21 protein-coding genes and 1 pseudogene are annotated in these 25124 nt (G+C 34.9%); 15 read left to right on the top strand and 7 right to left on the bottom strand.

Going from position 1 to position 25124, the window contains the following annotated elements:
* The first annotated feature begins 138 nt into the window (after positions 1 to 138).
* Positions 139 to 1986, top strand: a complete 1848-nt coding sequence (locus AC0L3Q_RS03710; RefSeq protein ID WP_473285247.1) for a heparin lyase I family protein — start codon at positions 139 to 141, stop codon at positions 1984 to 1986.
* Positions 1987 to 2117: 131 nt separating this feature from the next.
* On the opposite strand, the gene AC0L3Q_RS03705 is transcribed toward AC0L3Q_RS03710, so the two are convergent.
* From AC0L3Q_RS03705 to AC0L3Q_RS03685, 5 genes are all read right to left on the bottom strand, one after another.
* A complete protein-coding gene (locus tag AC0L3Q_RS03705) occupies positions 2118 to 2858 on the bottom strand; it encodes a matrixin family metalloprotease (RefSeq protein WP_473285245.1) in 741 nt (246 codons plus the stop codon).
* Positions 2859 to 3325: 467 nt separating this feature from the next.
* Complete coding sequence (locus tag AC0L3Q_RS03700) at positions 3326 to 3907, bottom strand: hypothetical protein (protein WP_473285243.1); 582 nt, start codon at positions 3905 to 3907, stop codon at positions 3326 to 3328.
* A 4-nt stretch (positions 3908 to 3911) separates the two neighbouring features.
* Positions 3912 to 4370 (bottom strand): ankyrin repeat domain-containing protein, encoded by a 459-nt coding sequence (locus tag AC0L3Q_RS03695; protein WP_473285241.1) that lies wholly within the window; start codon positions 4368 to 4370, stop codon positions 3912 to 3914.
* A gap of 93 nt (positions 4371 to 4463) precedes the next feature.
* Positions 4464 to 6710 (bottom strand): catalase/peroxidase HPI, encoded by a 2247-nt coding sequence (katG, locus tag AC0L3Q_RS03690; RefSeq protein WP_473285239.1) that lies wholly within the window; start codon positions 6708 to 6710, stop codon positions 4464 to 4466.
* Positions 6711 to 7148: 438 nt separating this feature from the next.
* Complete coding sequence (locus tag AC0L3Q_RS03685; protein WP_473285237.1) at positions 7149 to 7859, bottom strand: helix-turn-helix domain-containing protein; 711 nt, start codon at positions 7857 to 7859, stop codon at positions 7149 to 7151.
* A 370-nt stretch (positions 7860 to 8229) separates the two neighbouring features.
* Between AC0L3Q_RS03685 and AC0L3Q_RS03680 the strand changes: the two genes are divergently transcribed.
* From AC0L3Q_RS03680 to AC0L3Q_RS03630, 11 genes and pseudogenes are all read left to right on the top strand, one after another.
* Positions 8230 to 8625, top strand: a complete 396-nt coding sequence (locus tag AC0L3Q_RS03680; protein WP_473285235.1) for a molecular chaperone Tir — start codon at positions 8230 to 8232, stop codon at positions 8623 to 8625.
* Complete coding sequence (locus tag AC0L3Q_RS03675; protein WP_473287045.1) at positions 8609 to 9343, top strand: PspA/IM30 family protein; 735 nt, start codon at positions 8609 to 8611, stop codon at positions 9341 to 9343. Before AC0L3Q_RS03680 ends, AC0L3Q_RS03675 begins: the two co-directional genes overlap by 17 nt.
* Before the next feature lie 33 nt (positions 9344 to 9376).
* Positions 9377 to 9691, top strand: coding sequence for a YbjQ family protein (locus AC0L3Q_RS03670; RefSeq protein ID WP_473285233.1), 315 nt, complete (start codon positions 9377 to 9379; stop codon positions 9689 to 9691).
* An 8-nt stretch (positions 9692 to 9699) separates the two neighbouring features.
* Positions 9700 to 9822, top strand: coding sequence for a hypothetical protein (locus AC0L3Q_RS03665; RefSeq protein WP_473285231.1), 123 nt, complete (start codon positions 9700 to 9702; stop codon positions 9820 to 9822).
* A gap of 28 nt (positions 9823 to 9850) precedes the next feature.
* On the top strand, positions 9851 to 10576 hold the full coding sequence (locus tag AC0L3Q_RS03660; protein ID WP_473285229.1) for a hypothetical protein: 726 nt from the start codon (positions 9851 to 9853) through the stop codon (positions 10574 to 10576).
* Positions 10577 to 10583: 7 nt separating this feature from the next.
* Positions 10584 to 12650, top strand: coding sequence for a flotillin family protein (locus AC0L3Q_RS03655; RefSeq protein ID WP_473285227.1), 2067 nt, complete (start codon positions 10584 to 10586; stop codon positions 12648 to 12650).
* Positions 12651 to 12791: 141 nt separating this feature from the next.
* The gene (locus AC0L3Q_RS03650) at positions 12792 to 13100 is read left to right on the top strand and encodes a hypothetical protein (RefSeq protein WP_473285225.1); all 309 of its coding nucleotides are present in this window, start codon (positions 12792 to 12794) and stop codon (positions 13098 to 13100) included.
* Between the two features lie 45 nt (positions 13101 to 13145).
* Positions 13146 to 13457, top strand: coding sequence for a GIY-YIG nuclease family protein (locus AC0L3Q_RS03645; protein WP_473285223.1), 312 nt, complete (start codon positions 13146 to 13148; stop codon positions 13455 to 13457).
* Between the two features lie 129 nt (positions 13458 to 13586).
* Positions 13587 to 18475: pseudogene (locus AC0L3Q_RS03640) on the top strand (DNA repair ATPase).
* A 374-nt stretch (positions 18476 to 18849) separates the two neighbouring features.
* Positions 18850 to 19326, top strand: coding sequence for a MarR family winged helix-turn-helix transcriptional regulator (locus AC0L3Q_RS03635; RefSeq protein ID WP_473285221.1), 477 nt, complete (start codon positions 18850 to 18852; stop codon positions 19324 to 19326).
* The gene (locus tag AC0L3Q_RS03630; RefSeq protein ID WP_473285219.1) at positions 19323 to 19799 is read left to right on the top strand and encodes a GNAT family N-acetyltransferase; all 477 of its coding nucleotides are present in this window, start codon (positions 19323 to 19325) and stop codon (positions 19797 to 19799) included. Before AC0L3Q_RS03635 ends, AC0L3Q_RS03630 begins: the two co-directional genes overlap by 4 nt.
* Before the next feature lie 57 nt (positions 19800 to 19856).
* Here AC0L3Q_RS03630 and AC0L3Q_RS03625 read toward each other — a convergent pair whose 3' ends face one another.
* The gene (locus tag AC0L3Q_RS03625; RefSeq protein WP_473285217.1) at positions 19857 to 20690 is read right to left on the bottom strand and encodes a hypothetical protein; all 834 of its coding nucleotides are present in this window, start codon (positions 20688 to 20690) and stop codon (positions 19857 to 19859) included.
* Between the two features lie 96 nt (positions 20691 to 20786).
* Positions 20787 to 21602 (bottom strand): hypothetical protein, encoded by an 816-nt coding sequence (locus AC0L3Q_RS03620; protein WP_473285215.1) that lies wholly within the window; start codon positions 21600 to 21602, stop codon positions 20787 to 20789.
* 620 nt (positions 21603 to 22222) lie between these two features.
* Between AC0L3Q_RS03620 and AC0L3Q_RS03615 the strand changes: the two genes are divergently transcribed.
* The 3 genes from AC0L3Q_RS03615 (at position 22223) to AC0L3Q_RS03605 (ending at position 25069) form a co-directional block, all read left to right on the top strand.
* Entirely contained in the window at positions 22223 to 22921 is a 699-nt protein-coding gene (locus AC0L3Q_RS03615) for a hypothetical protein (protein ID WP_473285213.1), read from the top strand.
* 775 nt (positions 22922 to 23696) lie between these two features.
* Positions 23697 to 24383, top strand: coding sequence for a sensor histidine kinase (locus tag AC0L3Q_RS03610; protein ID WP_473285211.1), 687 nt, complete (start codon positions 23697 to 23699; stop codon positions 24381 to 24383).
* A gap of 47 nt (positions 24384 to 24430) precedes the next feature.
* Entirely contained in the window at positions 24431 to 25069 is a 639-nt protein-coding gene (locus tag AC0L3Q_RS03605) for a response regulator (protein WP_473285209.1), read from the top strand.
* Positions 25070 to 25124: the final 55 nt, after the last annotated feature.

Genomic DNA, 25124 nt, shown 5'->3' with positions numbered 1-25124 from the left:
AGAAATCCTTTCCCTATGAGCAATACCCTTATTTGCTCATATCAAACCGTTAACAGCAAGTTAAAAACTACAAAACTTGAATTTATAAGGTAACACTAGATCATGTAATAACATATACTAGTAATAAATCAATAAATCATGAAAGCCCTTAAAAAAATTACTCTTTTTTCAGTAGCATTATTTTGCATAAATGTATGTGCTCAAGTAGAAGTACCATTTTTTGAAGAATTCCAAGATGAGAATTTCTTCATGAAGTATTATGAAGAGTCTAGTATGCAAATCTCAACACTAACTGACTCATTAGGAACTGGAAACATCACTTCACCCCCTGGAGGAGGGTACAGAGAAGGGTATCGAAATAAGGTCAATGAGGCTAGAGGCTATAGCTGGGACCTTACAGACAAACACCAGCAAACAGGAAAGTCGTCTCTAAAACTTACTGTTCATTTAAATGACCACTCTTTAGGAGCTAATACACCATTATCAAGATCAGAATTTGGATACCATGTACCCACCGACAAAACCTACTACTACACCTGGAAGGTTTTTATACCAAATGACGAAGAGTTTGAAGAACCAGGAAATGATAAATACTTTCATACTTTGTTTCAATTAAAACCAGGAGGTGATAATGAACAAAATATCACTGCCGGAACTATTGGCGCCATGAATTATCTATATCCTGATATAACGACTCCCAAATATGCAACCAAAGGTAGAAGACTTTATTTTTGGATCGATTCCCCAAAGGACACTAAATTACAGCTAACCGGACAGATAACGAATGACGAAAAACTCCGTAGAAGAAAAAGACTTTTTATAGATACTTTTAACAAAGGGCAGTGGAATGAATTCATTATGAAAATAAAACACTCAAGTAATGAAGACGGTTTTATACAATTTTGGCTTAACAGAAAACCTGTGGTAATTGACAATAATGGTTCTTTAGCTACCTTACATCCTATTGGAGAAGAACCTTCAAAAGTAATTTCTTCCAATGTAATTTTAACCGATGATACAAACGAACCCATCCAAACATTACTAAAATTTGGACACTACAGATCATCAGACATTTCTTCTAGTATTGCTGCCACACAATCTATGTATATTGATAATTTTAGAATCACAGAAGAGTTTCCTCCTTTGGAAAATAAAACAAAATTAATTTTAAAACATTGTGGCGCTACTTTGACCGCAGATGATACTAAAATCAGTTGTTATGAAATTCCAAATACTACCACTTATAAATTCAGATTCACTGATGAAAATGGTACACATAACTGGATTAATAGTAACTCTTCAACCATCGATATTTCAGATTATTATTCGTCAAGCTATTTTCTCCCAAACAAGAGGTACAATGTAGAAGTAAGAGGAAATGATTCTTATAGTGAAGTTTGCTCTATTAGAACCCCTTACAAAACCCAATTAGTTCTTGAATCATGTGTGACTAACTTAACAAGTGAAAACATGAAAATCAGTTGTTATCCTCTACCAAACGCTACGAATTACAAATTTAGATTTACAGATGAAAGCGGGGTTCAGAAATGGATCAATAGCCCAACTCCAACCCTAGATCTCACAAGTCATTTTTCTTCCAACTATCTACTTCCTAATACAAGATATGATGTTGTCGTTAGAACTGATGGCCCTTATAGTGAAAAATGTTCGATTATTATGTATGCTACATCAATTCCAAATCCAAATCCAAATAAGTCAAATGACCTAAAACAAATAGAAAATAACTCCTTAATTCACCCTAATCCTTTTACCGATTTAATAAAATTCTCAAATCCTGAAAAGATAAATAATGTTCAGGTTTATGGTATTAACGGGAAACTGGTATATGAGAATAATGATCTTTTATCAAAAGATCGTTTGGATACCATTAACCTTGATTTTTTAAAGAATGGAATTTACTTTTTAAGAGTAAGACTTAATAATGGGTCTCAGAAAACAATCAAAATTATTAAAAAGAATAAGTAGAGAGCTCAATTGAACATATCTTCTAATTGTTAACTAAATAGTTAATCATAAATATTAAAAAAACAAAGAACTCCGCATTAAGTGGAGTTCTTTGCTAGGGAAAGCTACAACATTAACATAAACACCAGTAATTATAGCGCATTATTGGTGTTTATCATATCTATTCTCTTTTTCATTTTCTCCTCTTGTACGTGGTTGAAGTGTTTTCTTGATTGTTTATCCAAAGTTGTGCTCATAATGTTTATCGTTTCATCATCATGAAACAATCCAAGAGCATGACCAATTTCGTGTGGGCTTGTAGAAGTAAATAGGTTCTCATAGGTTAACAATACTCTCTGGCTTCTTCCCATTCCAGCTATTCCAATAATATTTGATCTTTTGATGATGTAAATATTCAATTTGTCTTTTTCATAAGAATCTGCACATTGCATAAAAAATGTACTTGGTTCACCACCTCTATTATCTCTTAAATCATATAACTCATCATTTACCAAGGATTGTGATTGTGCCAATTCTAAACCAATACCATATTTGTGAAAGTAATATCCATTTAGATATTCAAAAAACTCTGCTTCATCCAGGTGATAATCTGATTGATGAATGGAAGTCTCTGATTCTACGTAGAACAAATTAACTTTGATTACTTTTTCAGGATTTTCTATCAACATAAAGTTAGAAATATCCTCTGGGTGTGTATCTTCTTCATTAGCTTCGCAGGAAGACATTATAAGTATATAAAAAGAAAGTAACATCCATTTAAAAAATAAAGGCAATATTTTTTCTGAAATGATGTACTTATTTAATTCTAAAAAACTTAATCTAATTGTTGTAAAAAAATTCTTAGGGTAACCGATTTTTCTTGTAGCTTTCATTCGTAATGTATTTGGGACGCTTCAATCTTTGAAGCTTTTTGTTAAACTATTCTTCCAGGGGCGCAGAAGATTTTTTTAACATTTTGACGAAAAGCTTATCTACTTGAGTACGATGATTTTATGTGTGTTAAATCGATTTATTTAAAATTAGAAATTCCCTTTCAAAAACGGATACGGAAAAACCGTAATATATTTATGCTATTGTTTCAAAACCTTTCCATTCACCGATAGATATTGGTATTTCGGCGAAATGTTAATTTTTTTAAAGAAAGAAAATACGTACGAAAATTGAGGATTTCCATACTATTTTGTAAGAAATTATTGCAAAACAAGGGGAAAATCCCCCCTTATTGATAGATTACAGTCATCACGAAAATCGATGAATAGTAGGCACTTAAACGCTAAAAACGTCAATTCTAAAGAATTAGCTCAAAAAAATTGATCAAAAACAACACTTAATCGAAGTTTTAATTGTAATGTTTTTTCATCAAAATTTCTGAGATCAGATCTTTTATAATAAGATCATCGGGATCTGGTTTCTTGATTTGATTTTTTGCTCTCCTTATCTTTTCGTAGTGAGGCATTTTTCCGGTTTCTGTCAAAAACTTAAGAACTTCTTCAAAAAAACCGTTCAAAATAGGAAAGACGTATTTACTAGTTTCATTCCTCTCTTTGAGATGAATAAACTTTTTGGTGTATGCCAAAAAAACCTGAGGATACTGTGCAAAAGTCATCAATGCTTCACAAAAGCTTTGATATACTTCTTCGCGAGTAAGGTGATTTTTAAATTTTAATTTCGACTGATCAATATATTTAATGGTATATAGTAGAATACTTTCTCGTATAAAGGTGCTATAATCATTTTTGGAGTAATAATATACCTCCATACCGATATTGGTGTTTACTACCAATACTTCTTCTCCTATACTTTCTTTGAGAAAAGCTTCAAAAATGGCTACCGCAGAAGAAGACATTAGCAATCTTCTACGCAAATCTGTAGTGCGAATATTTACAGATTTAATGCTATATGTACTATTAGTAGTATTCAAAAAACTAAGTATTTAGCTCGGCAATTTCTAAGCCTTGATCTTTTGCATGCATAGCGGCAGTATATCCTTTATTATCTTTTGCATTGATATCGGCACCATTATCTATCAATAATTTTACGATATCCTTGTGACCAAAGGTAGCCGCATAAATAAGTGCTGTAGCTTCGTTATAATTTTTGGCATTTACATCTCCTCCAGCTTCAATTAACAACTTGGCTATTGCATAATACCCTTTAAAACACACCCCCATTAGAGCAGTATTTCCTGAGGCATCCTGAGTATTGATATTTGGTTGATGACTCAACACAATTTTGGTAACATCCTCATTACCGTAATATGTAGCAAGTAGTAAAGGTGTAGATCCTCTTTGATCCTTTGTATTTACCAAATTTGGATCTTGATCTAAAATTGATTGTACAGTATTTGTATTTCCTGAACGGATTGCGTTAAAAATATCTTCCATGTAGTATCGCTATAATTTAGTACTCATTTCTAAAAGCAGGTGGTAACTCAAAAAGTCCCACCTGCTAAATTTACTACTTTATATCATTAAAACTTATGCTAAATCAAAACGATCTAATTCCATCACTTTGTGCCAAGCCGCTACAAAATGATTTATAAACTTCTGTTCGGCATCAGAAGAACCATACACTTCTGCAATGGCACGAAGTTCTGTGTTTGAACCAAAAATGAGATCCACACGTGTCCCAGTCCATTTTACCTCACCAGTTCTGCGATCTTTTCCTTCAAATACTTCTTGTTCGTCTGAAGTTGCACTCCAAGTTGTACTTAAATCTAATAAATTCGTAAAGAAATCATTGGTAAGTGCATCCGTTCTTTTGGTAAACACACCGTGAGTAGAACCGTCAAAATTGGTATTCAACACTCGTAGCCCTCCTACTAATACTGTCATTTCTGGAGAGGTAAGCGTTAATAACTGTGCTTTGTCTACCAGCATTTCTTCTGCAGAGACTTGATATTTTCCTTTGATATAATTACGGAAACCATCTGCTCTAGGTTCTAAAACAGCAAAGGATTCTACATCTGTTTGTATTTGTGTAGCATCTCCTCTTCCTGGAGTAAACGGCACAGTAACATCATGACCTGCATTTTTTGCTGCTTGCTCTACCCCTGCATTTCCTGCAATAACTATCAAATCTGCCAAAGAAACTTGTTTGTCTGATTGTCCACTATTAAATTCATCTTTAATACGTCCAAGTATATCCAATACTTTTGCAAGTCGAGTTGGGTTATTTACTTCCCAATCTTTCTGAGGAGCTAACTGTATACGAGCTCCATTGGCTCCACCACGCTTATCAGAACCTCTAAAGGTCGAAGCGGATGCCCAAGCTGTTCCCACTAATTCTGAAATAGATAATCCTGAAGCTAAGATATTTGCTTTCAAACTTGCTACATCTTGATCATTTATCAAAGTAGTAGTCCCAGCAGGAATTGGATCTTGCCAAATTAATTCTTCTTGTGGTACTTCTGGTCCTAGATAACGAGATACTGGCCCCATATCTCTATGTGTAAGCTTATACCATGCACGCGCAAAAGCATCTGCAAACTCTTCTGGATTATTCTGAAAATGTTTTGAGATTTTGATGTATTCCGGATCTATTCTCAACGCCATATCTGCGGTTGTCATCATCAGATCCTGAGATTTTGAAGCATCATGAGCCATTGGTGCTTTTCGAGCAGCAGAAGCTTCTGTAGGCTTCCATTGATGCGCACCGGCAGGACTTTTTGTTAATTCCCATTCGTATCCAAAAAGAACATCAAAATAATCATGATCCCATTTGGTTGGATTTGGTGTCCATGCTCCTTCTATACCGCTTGTAATCGTATCATCACCATGACCACTACCAAAGGTGTTTTTCCATCCTAAACTCTGCTCTTCGATACTTGCTCCAGCTGGTTCTCTTCCTACATACTTATCTGGATCTGCAGCTCCATGAGCTTTTCCAAAGGTATGTCCACCTGCTACAAGAGCTACCGTTTCGTAATCATTCATTGCCATACGGCCAAAAGTTTCGCGAATATCTCTCCCTGATGCCATTGGATCAGGGTTTCCATTTGGACCTTCTGGATTCACATAGATTAATCCCATTTGAACTGCTCCTAAAGGATTTTCAAGCTCTCTATCTCCCTCATATCTTTTATCTCCTAGCCACTCAGTCTCTGATCCCCAATAGATATCTTCTTCAGGCTCCCATATATCCTCTCTACCTCCTGCAAAACCAAAAGTTTTGAACCCCATAGATTCTAATGCACAATTCCCTGCCAAAATCATAAGATCTGCCCAAGAAATTTTCTTACCGTATTTTTGTTTGATTGGCCAAAGTAGTAATCTAGCTTTGTCTAGGTTTCCATTATCAGGCCAGCTATTCAAAGGAGCGAAACGCTGTGTTCCTGAACCTCCTCCACCTCTACCATCTGAGATTCTATAGGTACCCGCACTATGCCAGGCCATACGTATAAAAAGAGGACCATAGTGCCCGTAATCTGCAGGCCACCAATCTTGAGAATCAGTCATCAATGCATAAAGATCCTTCTTAACTGCTTCCAAATCCAACGACTTAAATTCGTCAGCATAGTTAAATGCTTCCTCCATAGGATTAGATAATGAAGAATGTTGACGGAGGATATTCAACTTCAATTGATTTGGCCACCAATCTCTGTTCGATGTTCCACCACCGGCACCTTCTTTATGGGCACCATTTAGAAAAGGACACATGCTGGCATCCAATCCATTAGAACTCGATCCATGAGGATTCGTGGTTTTAAGACTGTTATTTTCCATTGCAGATAAATTAAGATTAAATGATTATTGTTGTAATTCTTTTCAAATTTATAATAATTGATTCTTATAGTATTTTAAATTTTAATATAAAAAATCTATAATAGTATTCAATAACATTATAAATCCAATCGACAGCTTACTCTTTTTCCTATTTGGATTGTACTCCCAAATGCCCATTTCTGTCATGATCAGAATAGGTTAGACTATTCCTTATAAAGGATTATAAAAAGTACCAAAAACACTTTGGATCATAAAATTCAAGGATAAACGCGCTGCAATAGAATTGCTACAGGCAAACCCAAGAGAAGAACAACCAATCTATATAGAATTGGTGTAGTTTTGTGTGAATTAAGTACACTTAAAGATACTCGATATTTCACACAAAATCAACTATCTAAATTGATTGTGATAATTTTAAAATAATGAAAATCTATATGGTTATGAGAGTCGTTCTCTCATTTTCTGAAGTTGTTGTTCGATGATCATTAACTTATCCTCTACATCATCACCAAAATCAGGAATCCTTCTATAAAAAACATATCGAACTCTCCACATTTCCTTAATTTCTGACAACGGGTACTCTTCGTCCTCTATATTTTTATGATCAGCTCTTAGTACAGCATTGCCCTTGGTAATGTATAGTCTTCTGAAAATAATCTTATCATCTACTAATGCAAACACTAACGTTCCATTATTCAATTTCTTGATTACAGTAGCAGGCACTTTTTCTCCTATAACGATATCTTTGGGGTAGAACCCTTTATCATGTGAGGTCATCTCAAGATTACTTACCGTATATCCTCTAAATTCTTTGGTGGGGTTAACCGGTAATTGTATTGTAGGTAACTCTTTAATAAAAGTTTCCTTATCGAATAGAGTAATATATTCGTTTACATTATTTTCGGTAATGCAAGGGATGTAGGCGAACTGTTCTCGTTTTGCATCTGCGGCATATGTAGTAAGATCCCCTTTAAACTTTAGTAATTGATTAACGGTTAATTCGCTAGTGAGTAAATCGTCTATTTGAATGCTAAAATAGTTAGCAATCTTGATAATAGTCTCTATCTTAGGTTCACTTCTACCCTCTTCATAAGCACCCAAAGTCCCTCTTTTAAGGTCAAAAAGCTCTGCAAACGCCTGTTGACTCAATCCTTTTACTCCGCGAATTTTTTTATGTTTTTTCCAAAAAAAGACATTTTTGCTAATTTTATTTGCAATTATCGAAAATTGTTGTACATTTACACTAACAATATTAGCTAATATACTTGAAAAAAGCTAATTTTAGTAGAAATACTTTTGTATTTCTTTTCATTTACGGAAAACTCGGGGGAGTATACTAAAATTTTTAGCAGGACAACTAATTTATTAACTTTAAAAACATCATACCCATGGTATCTCTAGTAATTTATCTAGCTGAATTAGCTAGTAATATTGCCGAAAATTTATGTGACTTTTTGTAATATTGGTACTCATCTTACTATCAAACTATTTCATTAATAAGTCCATAAACAAACATCAAATGCAAGATCATTTTCAAACTATAAAAGATTACTTACTCAAACTCAATTATAATATTACTCACGAGAATAGATCTGAGGGAATTATTATGGTTAGTAAGGAGAATGAAGGAATCAAAAATATGATTCTGGGGGTAGCTCCGCCTATACTAATTATGGAGCAGCATATTTTTAACATCAAAAATAATAACGAAATCGTTTATAAGAATCTGCTTCAAAAAAATCGAGATATTGTTCACGGAGCTTTCGTCCTAGATGAAACTGGCGACAAAGTAATCTTCAGAGATACTTTGCAGGTAGAAAATCTTGATCTTAACGAACTCGAAGGCTCACTCAATTCTTTGGGGTTATTATTAAGCGAATATTCAGAACAGATTATAAATTTTTCAAAATACTAAGAACAATGAATTTTTTAAAAGATTATTTAAGATAGGTGAAGCTGAAGCAAACTCTGCTATAGACAAAATGGAAGATCCTATTAAGATGACTGAACAAGGGATAAGAGATATGAAAGTAGATTTGGATAAAAGTCTGGAAGCACTTGCTCAGGTAAAAGCTTTGGCAATAAGAGCTAAAAACGAAACTGAAGAATTTGCGGCAAAAGCTGAAGACTATCAACAAAAAGCAATGCTAATTCTAAAGAAAGCACAAGGTGGAGATCTGGATACCGCTGAAGCTGATCGTTTGGCAAAAGAAGCACTTATTAAAAAAGAAGAATCCCTACAACAAGTAAGTCGTACCAAATCAGAGTCTGAAAAATTTGATAAATCAGTTTCTCAATTAGAAAAAAACGTAGACGACATTAAAAAGAACATTAGTAAATGGGAGAATGAGCTTAAAACTCTTAAAGCCAGAGTAAAAGTATCTAAAGCCACAAAAAATGTAAACAAACAAATGGCCGAGATCGATAGTTCAAGCACTGTTTCGATGTTAGAACGAATGAAGGATAAAGTGAATCAGGAAGAAGCACTAGCAGAAGCGTATGGTGATATTGCAAACACGGCAAAGACCATCGACGAAGAAATTGACAAGGCCATAGATCTCACAAAATCCAATGCCGAAGATGATTTGGCAAAACTAAAAGAGCAATTGGGTTTAAAAGACGATGACGCCTAATTGTATGTAGTATAAACCTAAAACAACATACCCATGATTATATCCACTACAGAAACTGTACCCAACGAAGAGATATCTCAAATTGTAGGTATCGCCAGAGGGAGTACAGTAAGAGCAAGAAACATCGGGAGAGATGTTTTTGCAGGACTTAAGAATATAGTGGGTGGAGAAATTGAAGAGTATACAAAGCTTCAAGCCCACTCTCGTGAGCAAGCAATGCAACGTATGATACAAGATGCTGAAAAAATTGGTGCCGATGGGGTAATAAATATTCGATTTACGACATCAATGGTTATGCAAGGGGCTTCAGAAATACTGGCATATGGTACCGCAGTGAAATTCAAATAATTAAAGCAATGGAAACTTTTTTATCTGTGTACACCATATTTTGGGCAGGAATTTTGGCCGCACTGATCTATCTCGTTATTCGAAGAATTCGATTGCATAAAAAAGAAGATTTTGAAAAAAGAGAACATTAACTAATAACTAACTACTAACACTAACCTTTTGAAAGAATTATTTGACATAGCAATTTCAATAGTCAATTTGCCTTTGACTATCCTATTTGGGTTGTTAATCCTGTATTGGATACTTACTACCCTTACAGGCTTAGATCTTGATTTTTTTGACGCAGATATCGACCTGGATATAGATGCCGAAGCAGATGTAGATGTTGATGTCGAGACCGATTTTGACGCAAGAACGAATCTGGATATTCCAGAGATCTCAAATACAGAAGTAAAAAAAGAAGATGTAATACGAAGAAGAGGAAAGCTGAATTTCTTTCAGATTTTTTTGATCTATTTCAATTTCGTTGGGTTACCTTTCATGTTTACTTTTTCATTCTTTGTGTTATTCTGGTGGGCAATAACAATGGCTGGAACTTCTATAACACATAGCTATGACAATGACTTTGGTTTTATTTTCTTTTTTGGAGGGATACTCCCAGCCCTATTTTTGACCAAAATTTTCACAACACCCTTCAAAAGGTTCTTTACCAATTTTAATAATAAAGGAGAAAGCGCATTGGATCTTTTAGGTAGAGAAGGGATTTTGCACAGCACTATTTCAGGAGATAAAATCGCTACGCTCGAAATTAAAATACAATCTGATCCTATCAAAGTGATGGTGCAATCAAAAGATGGAATTGAAATACCGGCTAACTCAAGAGTAGCCATCGTAAATCAAGTAAAAAACAAACAACTTTATATTATTCAACAACTAAATTATTAAAGCAATTATGAGCAATTTAGCAAGCATAGCTATTATCGTGGTGGTAGCACTGGTACTCTTAATAGTACTGTATTTTATAATTATTGCCATTTTCTATAGAAAAATTCCTCAAGGAGAAGCATTAGTACGTACTGGATTTGGAGGAACTGCAGTTGCCTTCGACAAAGGTTTATATGTAATTCCTGTACTACATAAAGTAGAAATCATGGATATTTCTATCAAAAAAATTGAAATAGAACGCACAGGAGTAAACGGGTTGATCTGTAAGGATAACATTAGGGCTGATATTAAAGTTGCTTTTTTTGTTAGAGTTAATAAATCTGTTGAAGATATCATCAATGTAGCACAGACTATTGGTTGTAATCGTGCTTCTGAAATAGATACTTTGCGTAGTCTTTTTGACGCAAAGTTTTCTGAAGCCTTGAAAACCGTGGGTAAAAAGTTTGAGTTTGTAGAATTATATGAAGCTCGTAGGGAGTTTAGAGACGAAATCATAAATATTATTGGTACTGATCTAAATGGATACATTCTAGATGACTGTGCTATTGATGATTTGGAGCAAACCTCACTAAGTGTGATGAAAGCCGATAACATCCTGGATGCTGAAGGAATCAAAAAAATCACAGAATTAACTGCTGCTCAAAATATAAAATCAAACCTCATTAAGCGAGATGAAGAAAAAATTATTCGTAAGCAGGATGTAGAAGCTCGCGAAGCTATCCTTGAATTGGATAAACAGTTAGCAGAAAAAGAAGAACAACAAAAACGTGAAATTGCCAATATTAAGGCTCGCGAAGAAGCCGAAACTTTAAAAGTATCTGAAGAAGAGAGATTAAAATCCGAAACTGCACGTATCAATACTGAAGAAAAAGTAAAAGTAGCCGAGGAGAACATGCAGCGCCAGATTATTGTTGCTGCCAAAAATAAACAGCGAACAGATGCTGTTGAGACTGAAAGAGTAGAAAAAGATAGAATGCTAGAGGCGACAGAACGCGAACGAATTGTTACGCTGGCTCAGATCGAAAAAGAAAAGGTAGTAGAAGTAGAAAAGAAGAATATTCAAGATGTGATTCGTGATCGAGTAATGCTGGAAAAAGGTGTGGTAGAAGAGCAGGAGAATATGAAAGATATTGAGGCTTTTAAAACTGCAGATCGTGATAAACAAGTAAAAATTACCATTGCCGAAGCTGCTGCTCAAGAAGATTTAATCAAAACGATAAAGGCTGCTGAAGCACAGAAAGAAGCTGCTAAGCAAAAAGCCGAAGAAATCAACATCGAAGCACAAGCCAAAAAAGAAGCTAGTGAGAAAGAAGCTGAGGCTCGTAAAACACTTGCAGAAGCTCAGGCCAAAGAAGAAGCTACTTTGGGTATGTCTGAAGCACAAGTGATGCATGCCAAAGCAGATGCAAGAGAGCGTGAAGGATTGGTAGAAGCCAACGTTATTGAAAAAACTGCAAAAGCAGAAGCCGCAGGTATCCAGGCAAAAGCAGAAGCGATACGTGAAGAAGGATTAGCAGAAGCCGAAGTGATCAAAGAAAAAGCACTTGCAGATGCTGCTGGTATTGAAGAAAAAGCAGAAGCCATGAAGAAACTTGATGGTGTTGGCAAAGAACATGAAGAGTTCAAACTACGCTTAGATAAAGAATTACAAGTAGACTTGGCGCATATCAATATCCAGAAAGAAATTGCAGATGCACAAGCCGAAGTGATCGGAGAAGCATTAAAAGCAGCTAATATCGATATCGTAGGTGGTGAAACCATGTTCTTTGAGCAAATTATGGGACAAATCACCAAGGCTAAAGGATTTGACAGATTAGTACAACATTCTGATAACATACAAGATGTAAAAGATGCGATCCTAGGGAGCGAAGATGTAAAAGGAAATTTGTTAGAAAAGGTAAAAGAATTCGCAACAAAATACGGAATCTCATCAGAGGATATTAAGAATCTTACAATCGCGAATTTATTGTTAGAACTAAAACAGAAAACAACCGATCCAGACGAAAACAATTTGTTCACTAACCTGTTTAACCTAGCAAGCGGATTAGGGCTTTCTGATAAAAAACTGAAGTAATCGCAATGATCAGAACAATAGTTAGCAACGGTTTCTAGTCATACTATGAAAAAGATCACAATCATTGTATTAAACCCATAAAAGTCTTCCCATTCTGGGGAGACCGGGATGGGAATTGTTTAACTTTTAAAAGGTTTATTTATGGGATTTGGAGGATCTACAGCAGCAATGCTGGCATCGTTAAAAAACAACAACAGACGATCAAAAAGAGAAGCTTTCGACGGATGGACAACTTCGAACGGAGAAAGTCAGGGCATTAAAAAAGAGCCTGTTTCAGAAGAAGTTTTACAGCAAATAAGAAATAGAGCAAAAAAACAACAGCAGAAAGAGAATATTAAAAACGGTATCATTTTAACCATGAGCATTATCGCTACTATTCTCTTTATCAAATTCTTGTTTTATTACTTTGAAAATCCAACCGGAATCTCTGATACGTTTTTATATAAATAAATCCAATGTCAGACTGAGCTTGTCGAAGTCCTAATAGAATAAAAGATGAAACAATATTATGTTTATATAGTTGAATGTAAAGATGGTTCTTTTTACATAGGTATTACCAATGACCTAGAACGCAGAGTATATGAACACAACATTGGAACAAAAGAAGATGCTTATACTTTTAAGAGAAGGCCAGTAAGTTTAAAATGGTTTCAAGCTTTTACAGATCCAAACGAAGCTATTAAAATTGAAAAACAATTAAAAGGATGGAGCAGAAAAAAGAAAACAGCACTAATAGAAGAAGATTGGGATAAATTAATTGAATATTCAAAAAATCACACTCAGTTCGGAAACAAAATAGAGAAATAGAATTGAGGTCCGCCTTAGTTGGCGCTTCGACAAGCTCAGCGTGACCTATAGACTTAAAATCAAACTTAAATTGTCTGACTGAGTCTGTCGAAGTCCTTTGTAACAGCGAATGTAAATTCGATTTAAAACATGCAAGAAGAAAACAACAATCAACATACTCAATTGGATGGCGGAACTTACGAGATCATTCAAAATCGTCTACAAAAGCATAAGAGCGATCTCCAAACCCGTCTTACCCAATTAAATGATGCAAGAAAAGAAGTCTTTGGTAGCGTAGAGACAAAACTAATCGCTAACAATCGAATCAATACCGAAAATAACTGTATTGCTAGAGATATAGTAACTATCGGGGAATATTGCTTATTTGGTTATAATGTGCATTTTGGTCTTCGGACCGAAATCACCTTAGCAGACGTTTTTAGTATTTATACCTATACTAATGAACATTTCTCAGCAAAGACCTTAGATCTGATCAACGATCCTGTGTTTATTGATGATTTTACAAATCTCTATAAATACTATCGCAATACCATCTTTTCTAAATTCGCTATCGTTGGCAACTACCTGCATATGGTGTTTCAGTTAAGTGAAAGTGTTTCAGATATTAAAACCTTCAAGTGGTTGATTAATGAAGGAACTCTTACCTATGTTGATAACAGAAGTGAACACGAATTTAAGTTCCCGAAACAACACGAGTTCAATTGGACCGAAGTTACTCGTGATATGCATCGATATGGAGCACATTCCCATATCTCTATTCTGGATAAGGTTTTTGTAGAAACTATTGGTGGAGATCTTACTATTAAAATTGAAGATAATACTGATGAAGGTAAAGGTATTTTGGATGAAGCTGTAGAACATGCAGATCAAACCTTGGATGATGGACAATACCGCTTTGCTGATTTGGGTAATTTGATCACATTAGAGATAAAACCTTTTCAGGAAGCACCACGCTATTTTGTCTACAATCATAAAATGCAAGAGGTAAAAAAAATAGAGGCTATCAAAGATGCCTGCTTACTTTTGCCTGATGATCAAGGAATCATTTATCCTAACGGATATTACCTGCAGTCTGGAGATTTCAAACTCTTTACCAATGAGGTTTCTGAGGTTAAGTTTCAGGAAAAAATCATATCGCCCAATGGAGAAGACTTTTTGTATGTGTTTTACCAAAGCGAAAAGGGGCTCTACACCCTAATGTCTTATAATGTCATCGAGCAAGAGGTAAAGACTCCTATCGTATGTAATGGTTTTACGATTCTCCAAAATGGTGAGCTTTGTTATTTCAAAACCGAAGATGAGCAGACCAAACATCATGTCATTCAGATTTGGCAGACTCCTTTTATGAAAGGAGATACCATTCCTTCAGAACACACAGATACTTTACTATACAAAATAGGAAACAAGGATATTGTAAAAGCTATGGCCGAGTGCTATGCGCTGATCACCTTATTAAACAAAGAGGATAGTTATGATGGGTTATATGATGACATTTCCAAATTCTCCAATGATGTCATTGATAGTTATTATTGGATCCGAGAAGAAGACACATTTCGATTAGACATTCCTCTTGAAGAAATTAGTGGTGCTGCCAATGCTGCAATAGACGAATTTGAAAAGGTTGTTCAACTTAGAAAAACTGCCGCCAAGGTAACCAAAGAAACGCAAGATCAGGCAGAACTAATTTTCGGCAAAATAAAAAGTAGTTCTTTTCGATCTATCGATGATTTTGTGCAGGTGTTATCACAACTGCGAACACTACGTGGTGAAACCATCAGTTTAAATGATGTCCGATATGTGGATAATGAGTTCATCAAATCTCTGGAAACCCAGATTGCCGAACAAACCGAGAAAATTTCTCAACGTTGTGTTCAATTTCTTCTGGACGACAAAGCACTACTACCCTATCACAAAAGAGTAGAAGAAAAACAAACGGTTCTAGGAGATATCAAAAAAGTAATCGATGCCAAAAAGTTGGAAGAAGAGGTCAATCAAATTGCAACAGATCTTGAAATGCTGATTGACATCGTTTCCAATCTTCAGATCGAAGACACTTCTCATTCTACCAAAATCATAGATAATATCTCCTTGATTTTTGCTACCATTAACCAGTTAAAAGCAGGAATCAAGAATGCGATAAAATCTTTGGGAAGTAAAGAAGCTACAGCAGAATTTACGGCTCAATTAAAGTTAGTAGACCAAAGTATCATCAACTATTTGGATATTGCTAACACCCCTGAAAAAACTGATGAGCTTTTAAATAAAGTTTCTGTTCAGTTAGAGGATCTGGAAGGAAGATTTGCAGACTTCGAAGAATTTATTGCGCAGATTATAGAAAAAAGAGAAGAAGTTTATAATGCCTTTGAAGCGAGAAAGAACGGATTAATAGAAGCCCGTAACAAAAAGGCTGTTGCTTTAGAAAATGCGGCAAATCGAATTCTGAAAGGAGTTACCAAAAAAGCATTGAGTTTTGATGCAGTAGCAGATATCAATGGGTATTTTGCCTCAGATTTGATGATCAACAAACTAAGAGACATTATTGATCAGCTTACGGATTTGGATGATGCAGGAAAAGCGGAAGCTATAGAAACGGCCTTAAAAGTAGCCAAAGAAGATGCCACCCGTAAATTAAAAGACAAACAAGATTTATATGAGGATGGGGAGAATATTATCAAGCTAGGTAAACACAAATTTGGTGTAAATAAACAACCTCTGGATCTCACCATTGTATACAAAGACGCAGCACTTGCTTATCATCTTACAGGAACCGATTTTTATCAGGGGATTGAGAATGAAGTATTACTCCAATCTAAAAAATATTGGAATCAGGAATTAATTTCCGAAAACTCTGAAATATATCGATCAGCATATCTTGCTTATAAAATTTTTAAAACCATAACCAAAGAAAAATTACAGCACCAAACAGAAGAACAACTTCTGGAAATTGTAAAATCTGAAAGTAGCAAAAACTACGCAGAAGGGTATGTAAAAGGGGTTCATGATATAGACGCGGCCAAAATATTAAAAGTTCTTGTCGAACAAGATCATGGTCTGGGTTTATTGCGTTTCACCCCAAATACCAGAGCTTTTGCCCAGTATTTCTGGTTTAGCTTAGAAAAAGAAAAGCAAGAGTATTGGAATACCACAATAAAAGCATCAGGTGAGGTTTTACAGGTTTTTCCAGATAGTCAAGAGCATCATAGTGTAATTACAAAACTAGATAAAGAGATTAATGCTTTTATCGAAGAAAGACAATGGTCTGAAACCAATAGAAGCAACGATATTGCACATTATTTATTTACAGAATTACAAAGCGACAATAGTTTTTGCATTAGCCAAACGGCCAATAAAATATATGACGCATTCATTTCTGAACTAAAAAAGAAAAAGTATTTGCCAAACTTAAAAAAGCGCTCGACTTAGATACAAAACCAAAGTCAAATGGTCATGTTGATTGGAATTCAAAAATCAATCTAGCCTTACAATGGGTAAGTTCTTACATCAAAGCAAATATCCCAGAACATATAGATTATGCCCACGAGGTCGTTTGTACTTTATTGTTCAAAGAAGAAGCAATTTCTGAAGTAATTCATGTAAACCCTTCGCAAGTCATAAAAGATTTGAAAGGAAGTCATGGCTCGATCAATGAAGGTAAATATGCGTTCAATTATCACACTTTTGTTGCCGCATTACACCAATTTGCAACGGTAGAGGCACCCGCCTTTGAAGCATACAGGGAAGCTAAACATCAAGTTACAGACCAATTAAAAGAAGATTTGAAGCTAAATGAATTCAAACCTAAAGTACTATCTTCTTTTGTACGAAATAAATTGATAGATCAAGTATATCTCCCTTTGTTTGGGGATAACCTATCTAAACAATTAGGTAGTGTTGGTGAAAATAAGCGTACCGATCGAATGGGAATGCTATTACTTATTTCTCCTCCAGGATACGGAAAAACGACTTTGATGGAGTACATGGCTAACCGATTAGGGTTGGTTTTCATGAAAATTAACGGCCCGGCCATTGGACACGAAGTTACTTCTGTAGATCCCATGGCTGCAAATAATGCCGCTTCAAGAGAAGAACTAAAAAAGTTAAATCTAGCTTTTGAGATGGGGAACAATGTGATGTTATATCTCGACGATATACAACATTGTAATCCTGAGTTTTTACAAAAATTCATATCTCTAGCCGATGGGACCAGAAAAATAGAAGGGGTATACAATGGCAATCCAAAAACCTACGATTTACGAAGCAAACGTTTTTGTGTAATCATGGCAGGTAACCCATATACTGAAAGTGGAGAAAAATTTCAGATTCCAGACATGCTGGCCAATCGTGCTGATATTTATAATCTTGGAGATATTATCGGGGATACAGCGGATTTGTTTAAATTGAGTTTGATTGAAAATGCAATGACTTCAAACCCCGTCCTGCACCAATTGAGCAGCAAACACTTTGACGATATTTACAAATTAATCGAGATCGTAGAAACCGGAACGCAAGAAGGTGTCGAATTAGAAGGCAATCATACTAAACAGGAGATCCAGGATTATGTATCTGTTCTGGAAAAAGTAGTACTGATACGAGACACGGTATTAAAAGTAAATGAAACCTATATCCAATCTGCCGCCATGGAAGATGCTTATCGCACAGAACCTTCATTCAAACTACAAGGTTCCTACCGAGATATGAGCAAATTAGTAGCCAAGGTTGTGCCGATTATGAATGATACTGAGTTAAGGACATTATTGCTTTCCCATTACGAGAATGAATCCCAAACATTAACCAGCGCAGCCGAAGCGAATTTGTTAAAATATAAAGAAATGACAGGAACTATTTCGGAAGAAGAAATGACCCGTTGGGAAACCATTAAAGAAACCTTTACCAAAAACAATAAATTGAAGGGATTTGGAGATAAAAACGAAATGGCGCAGGTATTAGCTCAAATGATGCAGTTTAGTGATCATTTAGCTGGAATCCAGGAAGTGCTAAAAAATAGATTAGGGAAATAAGTCTAAAAAACGGGTTTAAAGTTTTATATCCAAGTCAAAATTCTTGAAATAAGACGTAACTTTTGGTTGAGCTTTGATACCAATAATACAATCTTGATCATTATTAGATAGTATATGAAATATTTAAAATTTTTGGGCTTTTTGGGACTGATAGGGTTTCTGCCCTACTTTATAGAATGTCCGAATTACATCAAATTATTTAAACTCTTTTTCTTTTTCTTTTGGATCGATAGCTTTTCTCAATCCACAAAATCAAAAACTCAAAATCAATAGTAAAAGGCATTTACAAGCAACACGAGAGGTCTTTCCTGTAGCAAAATTTTCATTTTTTAAAAATTATTCATATTTTTACATAAGCACTTATATAAATACTTATGAAAGATAAGCTTCAGGAATATGCAGAACTGGGGCTTGGCTCTAGGTTAAAGAGACTAAGTGAGTATCTCATGAGAGAAACACAATTGATCTATAACGCTTGTAATATAGACTTTGACCCCTATCTCTTTCCTGTATTCAAGTTCATAGTGGACCACACAACAACCACAACAACCACTATTCAAGAAGGGCTGCAATTCACACAACCGGCTATTACACAATCCTTAAAAAAACTAACCGAAAAAAAACTAGTCACTTATAAAATTGACACCTCTGATAAACGAAAAAAACTCTTTACACTAACTACTAAAGGGAAAGACCTACATCAACAAATGATTCCTATTTGGGCTATAATCGATGAACAGGTAAAATGGCTTACCGAAGGAAGCGCCATTGGCTTAACACATCATTTAACTCATCTAGAAAATCAATTTGCAGAAAAATCATTAAGCAACCGAATACTTGAAAAACTATGACACCTATATCCGATCAACTAACGATTATTCCTTTTGATCCAAAATATTCCAAAGACTTTGCCCGCCTTAATGTAGAATGGCTGGAAAAGTATTTTGTCGTAGAGCCATTGGATCAACAATTATTAGAAAAATGTGAAGAAACTATTGTGCAAAAAGGAGGGTATATCTTCTTTGCCAAAGTGGAAGAAGAAATCGCAGGAACCTTTTCTTTAATCCCCGTAGAGTCAAACATTTATGAGTTGGGCAAAATGGCCGTTTCTCCAAAGTTTCAGGGACACAAAATTGGTCAGCAGTTACTACAGCATGGGATCGATTTTGCAAAAAACCAAGGTTGGGTAAAAGTCATACTCTATTCTAATACCCTTCTGGAAAATGCCATTTATATCTACAAAAAATTTGGCTTTGTCGAGATACCCATAGAGAAAAACCCTTTGTACAAGCGTAGTAACATAAAAATGGAGCTAGTTCTATAATAAAAAACCACTTTTGGGAATCCCAAAAGTGGTTTTTACATATTATCCCTGTACCATCTACCCATTCACTCTTCGAATGACTACATGATTTTTTCCATAGTTATTATCCCAATACTCTTGACCATTTACTCTATACAACACAGCATATTCTACCGTGTTAATAGTGCTATCAAAGCGAACAAACCCAGACCAACGTTCTATCCCGAATTGGTTAGGACTTGTTACAGAGATAAAAGGTCCGCTATTCCAAAATGGACGATACGATAGCGAAAACTCATTTTGTGTCTGCCATCCATCGGTAGTATAAACAACGACCACCTCTTTGGTAGGTGATAAGTTTCTTACATCAACAGTAACATTCAATTGATTTTGATCATAAAAAGAAGAGTAGAAAATACTGTCAAAATCAGTATCCACACTGATATTGGAGTCTGGATTAGCCAAAAAATAACCATCTCTTACCGACATCTTGTAATTGGCTCCATTATTATTATCCCAATAGACCTGACCATCTACTTCATATTTCACTACAAATTCATCTGCATAAATTTGTGATGATGTTGTTTGATTTCCTATCCAGATTTCTTGATCTTCATCGATATCAAAACTATACGATAGTGGGATTTCCTCCCAAGATCCATCTAGTTTCTCATGAAAAATACTAACGGATTTATCAAATGCTAAATCAGCTACTTGTACCGTAAATTTTCTTGTGTAGCTAGAAAATCCTCTATACGTCCCAAAAGTCGTCCAGGATTTTACCAAACTCACTGGATTTAAATTCTTCTTGTTGATATCGGTCACATCAACAGCTTCTTGATTTTCTATTAAATCTTCTGTAGTACACGAAAAGATTAGTAATGCTATTGCCAAATAAAACAGCTTTTTCATTCTTAATTGGTTTTAAAAGTTTATTAATTGTTTTGCGTTTAGCGAGTCCCTCCCTTAGGTATGGAAACGCAGTTATAAAGTTGTATTGATTTTGATTTAGTAAGTCACTTTTTGAATGACATAGTTGTTCCCATAATTGTTGTCCCAATATTCCTGGTCCCCTACTCTGTACAATACGGCATACTCGATCGTACTTACTTCTTGATCTACTCGAACCGTGGTTTCCCATTTGTCAATATCAAATTGATTAGGACTTTGGATATAATGCGCATACCCTACTCTAAAATACCTTTGGTAACTCAAAGCTGCTGTCTGGGCAGTTACCCATCCATCGGTAGTATATACCACTTCTACAGATCCTGCAGTACCATAATTTCTTCTGGCATCTACATTTATATTAAAGGATCCTCCAAAAAACCTGGTGTAATACTGGTCTACAGAAACTTCGACTTCTGGCGCCAAATAAGTACCCATATTAACAAGCATACTGTAGTTAGAACCGCTGTTATTATCCCAATAGGTTTCCCCATTTACAACGTACTTCACTACAAATTCATCGTTATAGATCTCTGTATCAGGTTCTACTTCTCCTGCCCAGATTTCTTCACCATTTTCGATACTTTGCTGAAAGGTTAAGGGAATATCTACCCAACCTCCATTATAAGTGGCATGATGAATCGAAACTTGTTTCTGAAATGCCAGGTTTTTAACTTTTACAACAAATCGTCTTACATATCGACGTAGTACGGGGCTACTGCTATTTGATGTCCAAGCTCTAAGCAACTTAACATTGTCTGAACTGTTTTTTGCTGCTAGTTCTATAGATTCATTATCTGCTTCTAATTGATCTGTGTCTGTATTACAAGAGTACAGCCCTAGTACTATTGCAAATACGAAATACATTTTTCTCATAATAAATACGTGATTAGATGGTTGTGGTTTTTGTTTTTAACTTTTCGAAAAGTTTAGTGGTCGACCTATTGTTATCTTCAAGGTAGATCGCCAGAGAATACAACGGCAACCTGCATAGACGTATTTAACATTTTTTTCACCAAGAACGTTTTCGAAATACCAGGCTTTTAACTTAAAATTAAACCCTCAAAATTGGATTTAAAATATTTCTATTCTTAGGCTATAATTTTTACTGAAAGTGTTTTTTAAAGCGAAAATTTTAGGAATTAACTTGACGAAAATTTTAGTACACATATAGTAGACAATTCCTTACGAAAAGGTTTGCAAAGATCTTTTAAGAAAATCTCCCCAGTTTTTTCGCAAATCAAACGATGACAAATAGGGTGTAAACGGTAAGGGGGTATCTATTTTTTAAAAGAGTGGAACCCCTTTTTTCTATAGGGGTTTTTACCCCTTTATTTGACAGACTTTTCTTCTAGAAAACCATTTCAAAAACCTATCAAAACACTTAATTTACAATAGATTACAACCATCTCCTATTAACAAAATTTTATATCTTTTTTTGAATCCTATAGAATAATAGTACTTTTAGAATTCACAAACATCTAATAACCCATAAAATGAAAAACAGAACTAATTTTATTGGATACCCCATTGTAGCCATCATTGTGGCTTTAATTACGTATTACTGCACTAGAGAACCAGGACCAGTGATAACACCGGATCCAACTCAACCGGAAGAAATTATATCATTCAAGGACGCTGTTCAATTATACGGAAGCTATTCCAAAAATCGCGCTTGTGTGATAAAAACTTTTGAAGGCAAACGAGATAGTTTATTGACTAAATTATGTCCTAGTGATAGAGAAGCCGATCCAAGATTTATCCCTTCGCGATCATTCCATCTTACAGATACGTTTCTGGATCAGTACATAGCCTACATTCGAGCTATTACTCCTGATTCTGTAAAAATTTCTGGATATAGATTGTATCTGGGAAATTATCCAGATGCTGAAAAATTTGTAGACGGTAAACCGATTCCTGATCCTCGAAGAAACACCGTTTTTATAGCCCCTACTACTTTTAGAGGTGATAGTGATATTCATAGAGGCTATACATTCTTAGATCGTGATGGTGACGGAAAAAATGAATTGGTATTTCTTGAAGATATCTTTGATGACTTAGAAAGCGGGAAATACGGATTATTAAACAAACAAGTACATCCTAATATAAATACAGCAAGTTTCTTTTCGTTTGCGTCATCTGCTCAGGATGGTGAGAATAGCACAATTGCTAATGATTTGGGAAGTTATCCGTAAAGACCATATTTTAATGAAATACGATAGTGAAAAAGGAACATTTATTACTTATATTATATGCTGCAATACTAATTGAGCTGATTACTGCAATAGTAGCCTCATTATATTATAAAAAGTATAAAGGCACTAAACTAAAACATTTTGGTTTTTACCTATGGTATACAGCTTTAAATGAAATTGTAGTTGGAATATATCTGAAAAGACTCATAGATGTAAAAATTGAATGGGGAGATTTATTATATAACATCTATTATATAGTAAGTTTCTTATACTTATTTAACCTATATAAACAATGTTTGAATAACAAGAAAAACAAAAACATAGTCTCGATATTTTCTGTTATTTACTTAGCAATTTTAGTTATTAATGGTTTTTTTCAAAATTACATATATGAATTACAGATACTTCCATACATAGTAGCATCAGGTTTATTGGTAGTCATCATTTTTTTATATTTCATAGAAATTCTAAACTCGCAAAAAGTTTTGAATATCAAGAAAAACCTTCTATTTTGGATAAGTATTGGATTGTTATTATATCACATTGGTAATATTCCTTTTAGAATACTTCGAAATTATTATACAGACTGGACTGACGTTACGGTTTCATTTATGCTAGGCGTATTTTTAACTGTTATTATGAACATCTGCTTTATCTTTGGCTTTGTATGGAGCGACAAGAAACAGCTATACTAATAGCAAGTATTGTACTGATTGTAATTATTACAATCATGATTTTCCTTTTCATTATTTTCCAAAAAAGGAAGAACATCTTATTGCTACAACAGAAAGAAGCTGAAAAAAAGTTTGAAACTGCGATTGCCGAAACTCAGATTGAGATACGCGAAGAAACCTTACGTAATATCAGCTGGGAATTGCATGATAATATTGGCCAGCTACTCACGCTGGCCAAAATACAGGTAAATATTGCACAAGACGACCCCAACAAACTGCAAGAAGTTACCGATACTATCACCAAGAGCTTAACTGAACTCAGATCGTTGTCAAAACTGATCAATCCAGATGCGATAAAAAGCTTAAGCCTAACCGAAGCTATCAACCTGGAGATCGAACGTTTTAATCGATTGCAATTTATAAAGGCCACCCTTAGCAGTAATGCTGAAGTACATAGTCTTGATGGCAAGGCAGAAATTATCATCTTCAGGATATTGCAGGAGTTTTTTACCAACACTATAAAACACTCTAAAGCCTCTACACTAGATGTAAACGTAAACTATGATGAAGAGAAACTGGTTATCCATGCCAAGGATAACGGAGTTGGTTTTAACATCAATGATTCCAACACCCGTCAAGGGATTGGGTTATGTAACATTCAAAACAGAGGAAAACTAATTGACGCCGAAGTAACGCTGGATTCTGAAGAAGGAGTAGGAACATCCATTACTTTAACCTATCATTATGATAAAAAAAGCTTACCTTCAGCCGTCAATGAAAATGACTAATCACATTAAGTAAAGAAATTCACACAAATTAAAAAGAACAGGGAGTTATGAAGTATTCGGTAGTTATTGTAGAGGATCACATCTTGTTGTCCCAAGCCTTATCGGGTTTGGTAAATGGATTTGACAAATTCAAAATCTTATATATCTGTAAGAACGGAAAAGAACTGCTTACCCGATTTAAAGACCCAAAAAATATTCCGGATGTAGTACTCATGGACATCAACATGCCCATCATGAACGGTATTGAAACTACAGCTGCACTAAAAGAAGAATACCCACAAGTAAAGGTGCTAGCACTATCTGTAGAAGAAGATGAAAATACAATCCTAAAAATGCTACGAGCAGGTGCCAAAGGATACCTGTTAAAAGACACAGAAAAAAGCATTCTTGAAAACGCTTTGATACAGGTACAAGAAACAGGTTTTTATCACACCAAAGATGTGACCAATCTATTATTGGGTTCGCTTAATCCAAAGGAAGACAACAAAGTATCTTTAAAAGATCGTGAACTAGAGTTCATCAAACATGCTTGTACAGAAAAGACCTACAAAGAAATAGCAAGTGATATGTGTTTGAGCCCAAAGACTATCGAAGGGTACCGGGATTCTATTTTCGAAAAATTGAACCTAAAAAATCGTACAGGTTTGGTGATCTATGCCATTAAAAACAAACTATTTGTGCCATAAAGTGTAATTCTACACTATAGATGTTAGTGTCAAAAAACGCATTCTTATATATTAA

This window comes from Aquimarina sp. KJ22-3 (assembly GCF_055808215.1).
Note: the sequence above shows the minus strand (reverse complement) of the source record. Positions and strands in the feature narration are given on the sequence as shown.

What these genes read in the sequence shown, in the direction of transcription:
- AC0L3Q_RS03710 (WP_473285247.1), top strand. Translation starts at nt 139, where the DNA reads ATGAAAGCCCTTAAAAAAATTACTCTTTTTTCAGTAGCATTATTTTGC.
- AC0L3Q_RS03705 (WP_473285245.1), bottom strand. Translation starts at nt 2,858, where the DNA reads ATGAAAGCTACAAGAAAAATCGGTTACCCTAAGAATTTTTTTACAACA.
- AC0L3Q_RS03695 (WP_473285241.1), bottom strand. Translation starts at nt 4,370, where the DNA reads ATGGAAGATATTTTTAACGCAATCCGTTCAGGAAATACAAATACTGTA.
- katG (WP_473285239.1), bottom strand. Translation starts at nt 6,710, where the DNA reads ATGGAAAATAACAGTCTTAAAACCACGAATCCTCATGGATCGAGTTCT.
- AC0L3Q_RS03680 (WP_473285235.1), top strand. Translation starts at nt 8,230, where the DNA reads ATGCAAGATCATTTTCAAACTATAAAAGATTACTTACTCAAACTCAAT.
- AC0L3Q_RS03670 (WP_473285233.1), top strand. Translation starts at nt 9,377, where the DNA reads ATGATTATATCCACTACAGAAACTGTACCCAACGAAGAGATATCTCAA.
- AC0L3Q_RS03665 (WP_473285231.1), top strand. Translation starts at nt 9,700, where the DNA reads ATGGAAACTTTTTTATCTGTGTACACCATATTTTGGGCAGGAATTTTG.
- AC0L3Q_RS03655 (WP_473285227.1), top strand. Translation starts at nt 10,584, where the DNA reads ATGAGCAATTTAGCAAGCATAGCTATTATCGTGGTGGTAGCACTGGTA.
- AC0L3Q_RS03650 (WP_473285225.1), top strand. Translation starts at nt 12,792, where the DNA reads ATGGGATTTGGAGGATCTACAGCAGCAATGCTGGCATCGTTAAAAAAC.
- AC0L3Q_RS03645 (WP_473285223.1), top strand. Translation starts at nt 13,146, where the DNA reads ATGAAACAATATTATGTTTATATAGTTGAATGTAAAGATGGTTCTTTT.
- AC0L3Q_RS03635 (WP_473285221.1), top strand. Translation starts at nt 18,850, where the DNA reads ATGAAAGATAAGCTTCAGGAATATGCAGAACTGGGGCTTGGCTCTAGG.
- AC0L3Q_RS03630 (WP_473285219.1), top strand. Translation starts at nt 19,323, where the DNA reads ATGACACCTATATCCGATCAACTAACGATTATTCCTTTTGATCCAAAA.
- AC0L3Q_RS03625 (WP_473285217.1), bottom strand. Translation starts at nt 20,690, where the DNA reads ATGAAAAAGCTGTTTTATTTGGCAATAGCATTACTAATCTTTTCGTGT.
- AC0L3Q_RS03620 (WP_473285215.1), bottom strand. Translation starts at nt 21,602, where the DNA reads ATGAGAAAAATGTATTTCGTATTTGCAATAGTACTAGGGCTGTACTCT.
- AC0L3Q_RS03615 (WP_473285213.1), top strand. Translation starts at nt 22,223, where the DNA reads ATGAAAAACAGAACTAATTTTATTGGATACCCCATTGTAGCCATCATT.
- AC0L3Q_RS03605 (WP_473285209.1), top strand. Translation starts at nt 24,431, where the DNA reads ATGAAGTATTCGGTAGTTATTGTAGAGGATCACATCTTGTTGTCCCAA.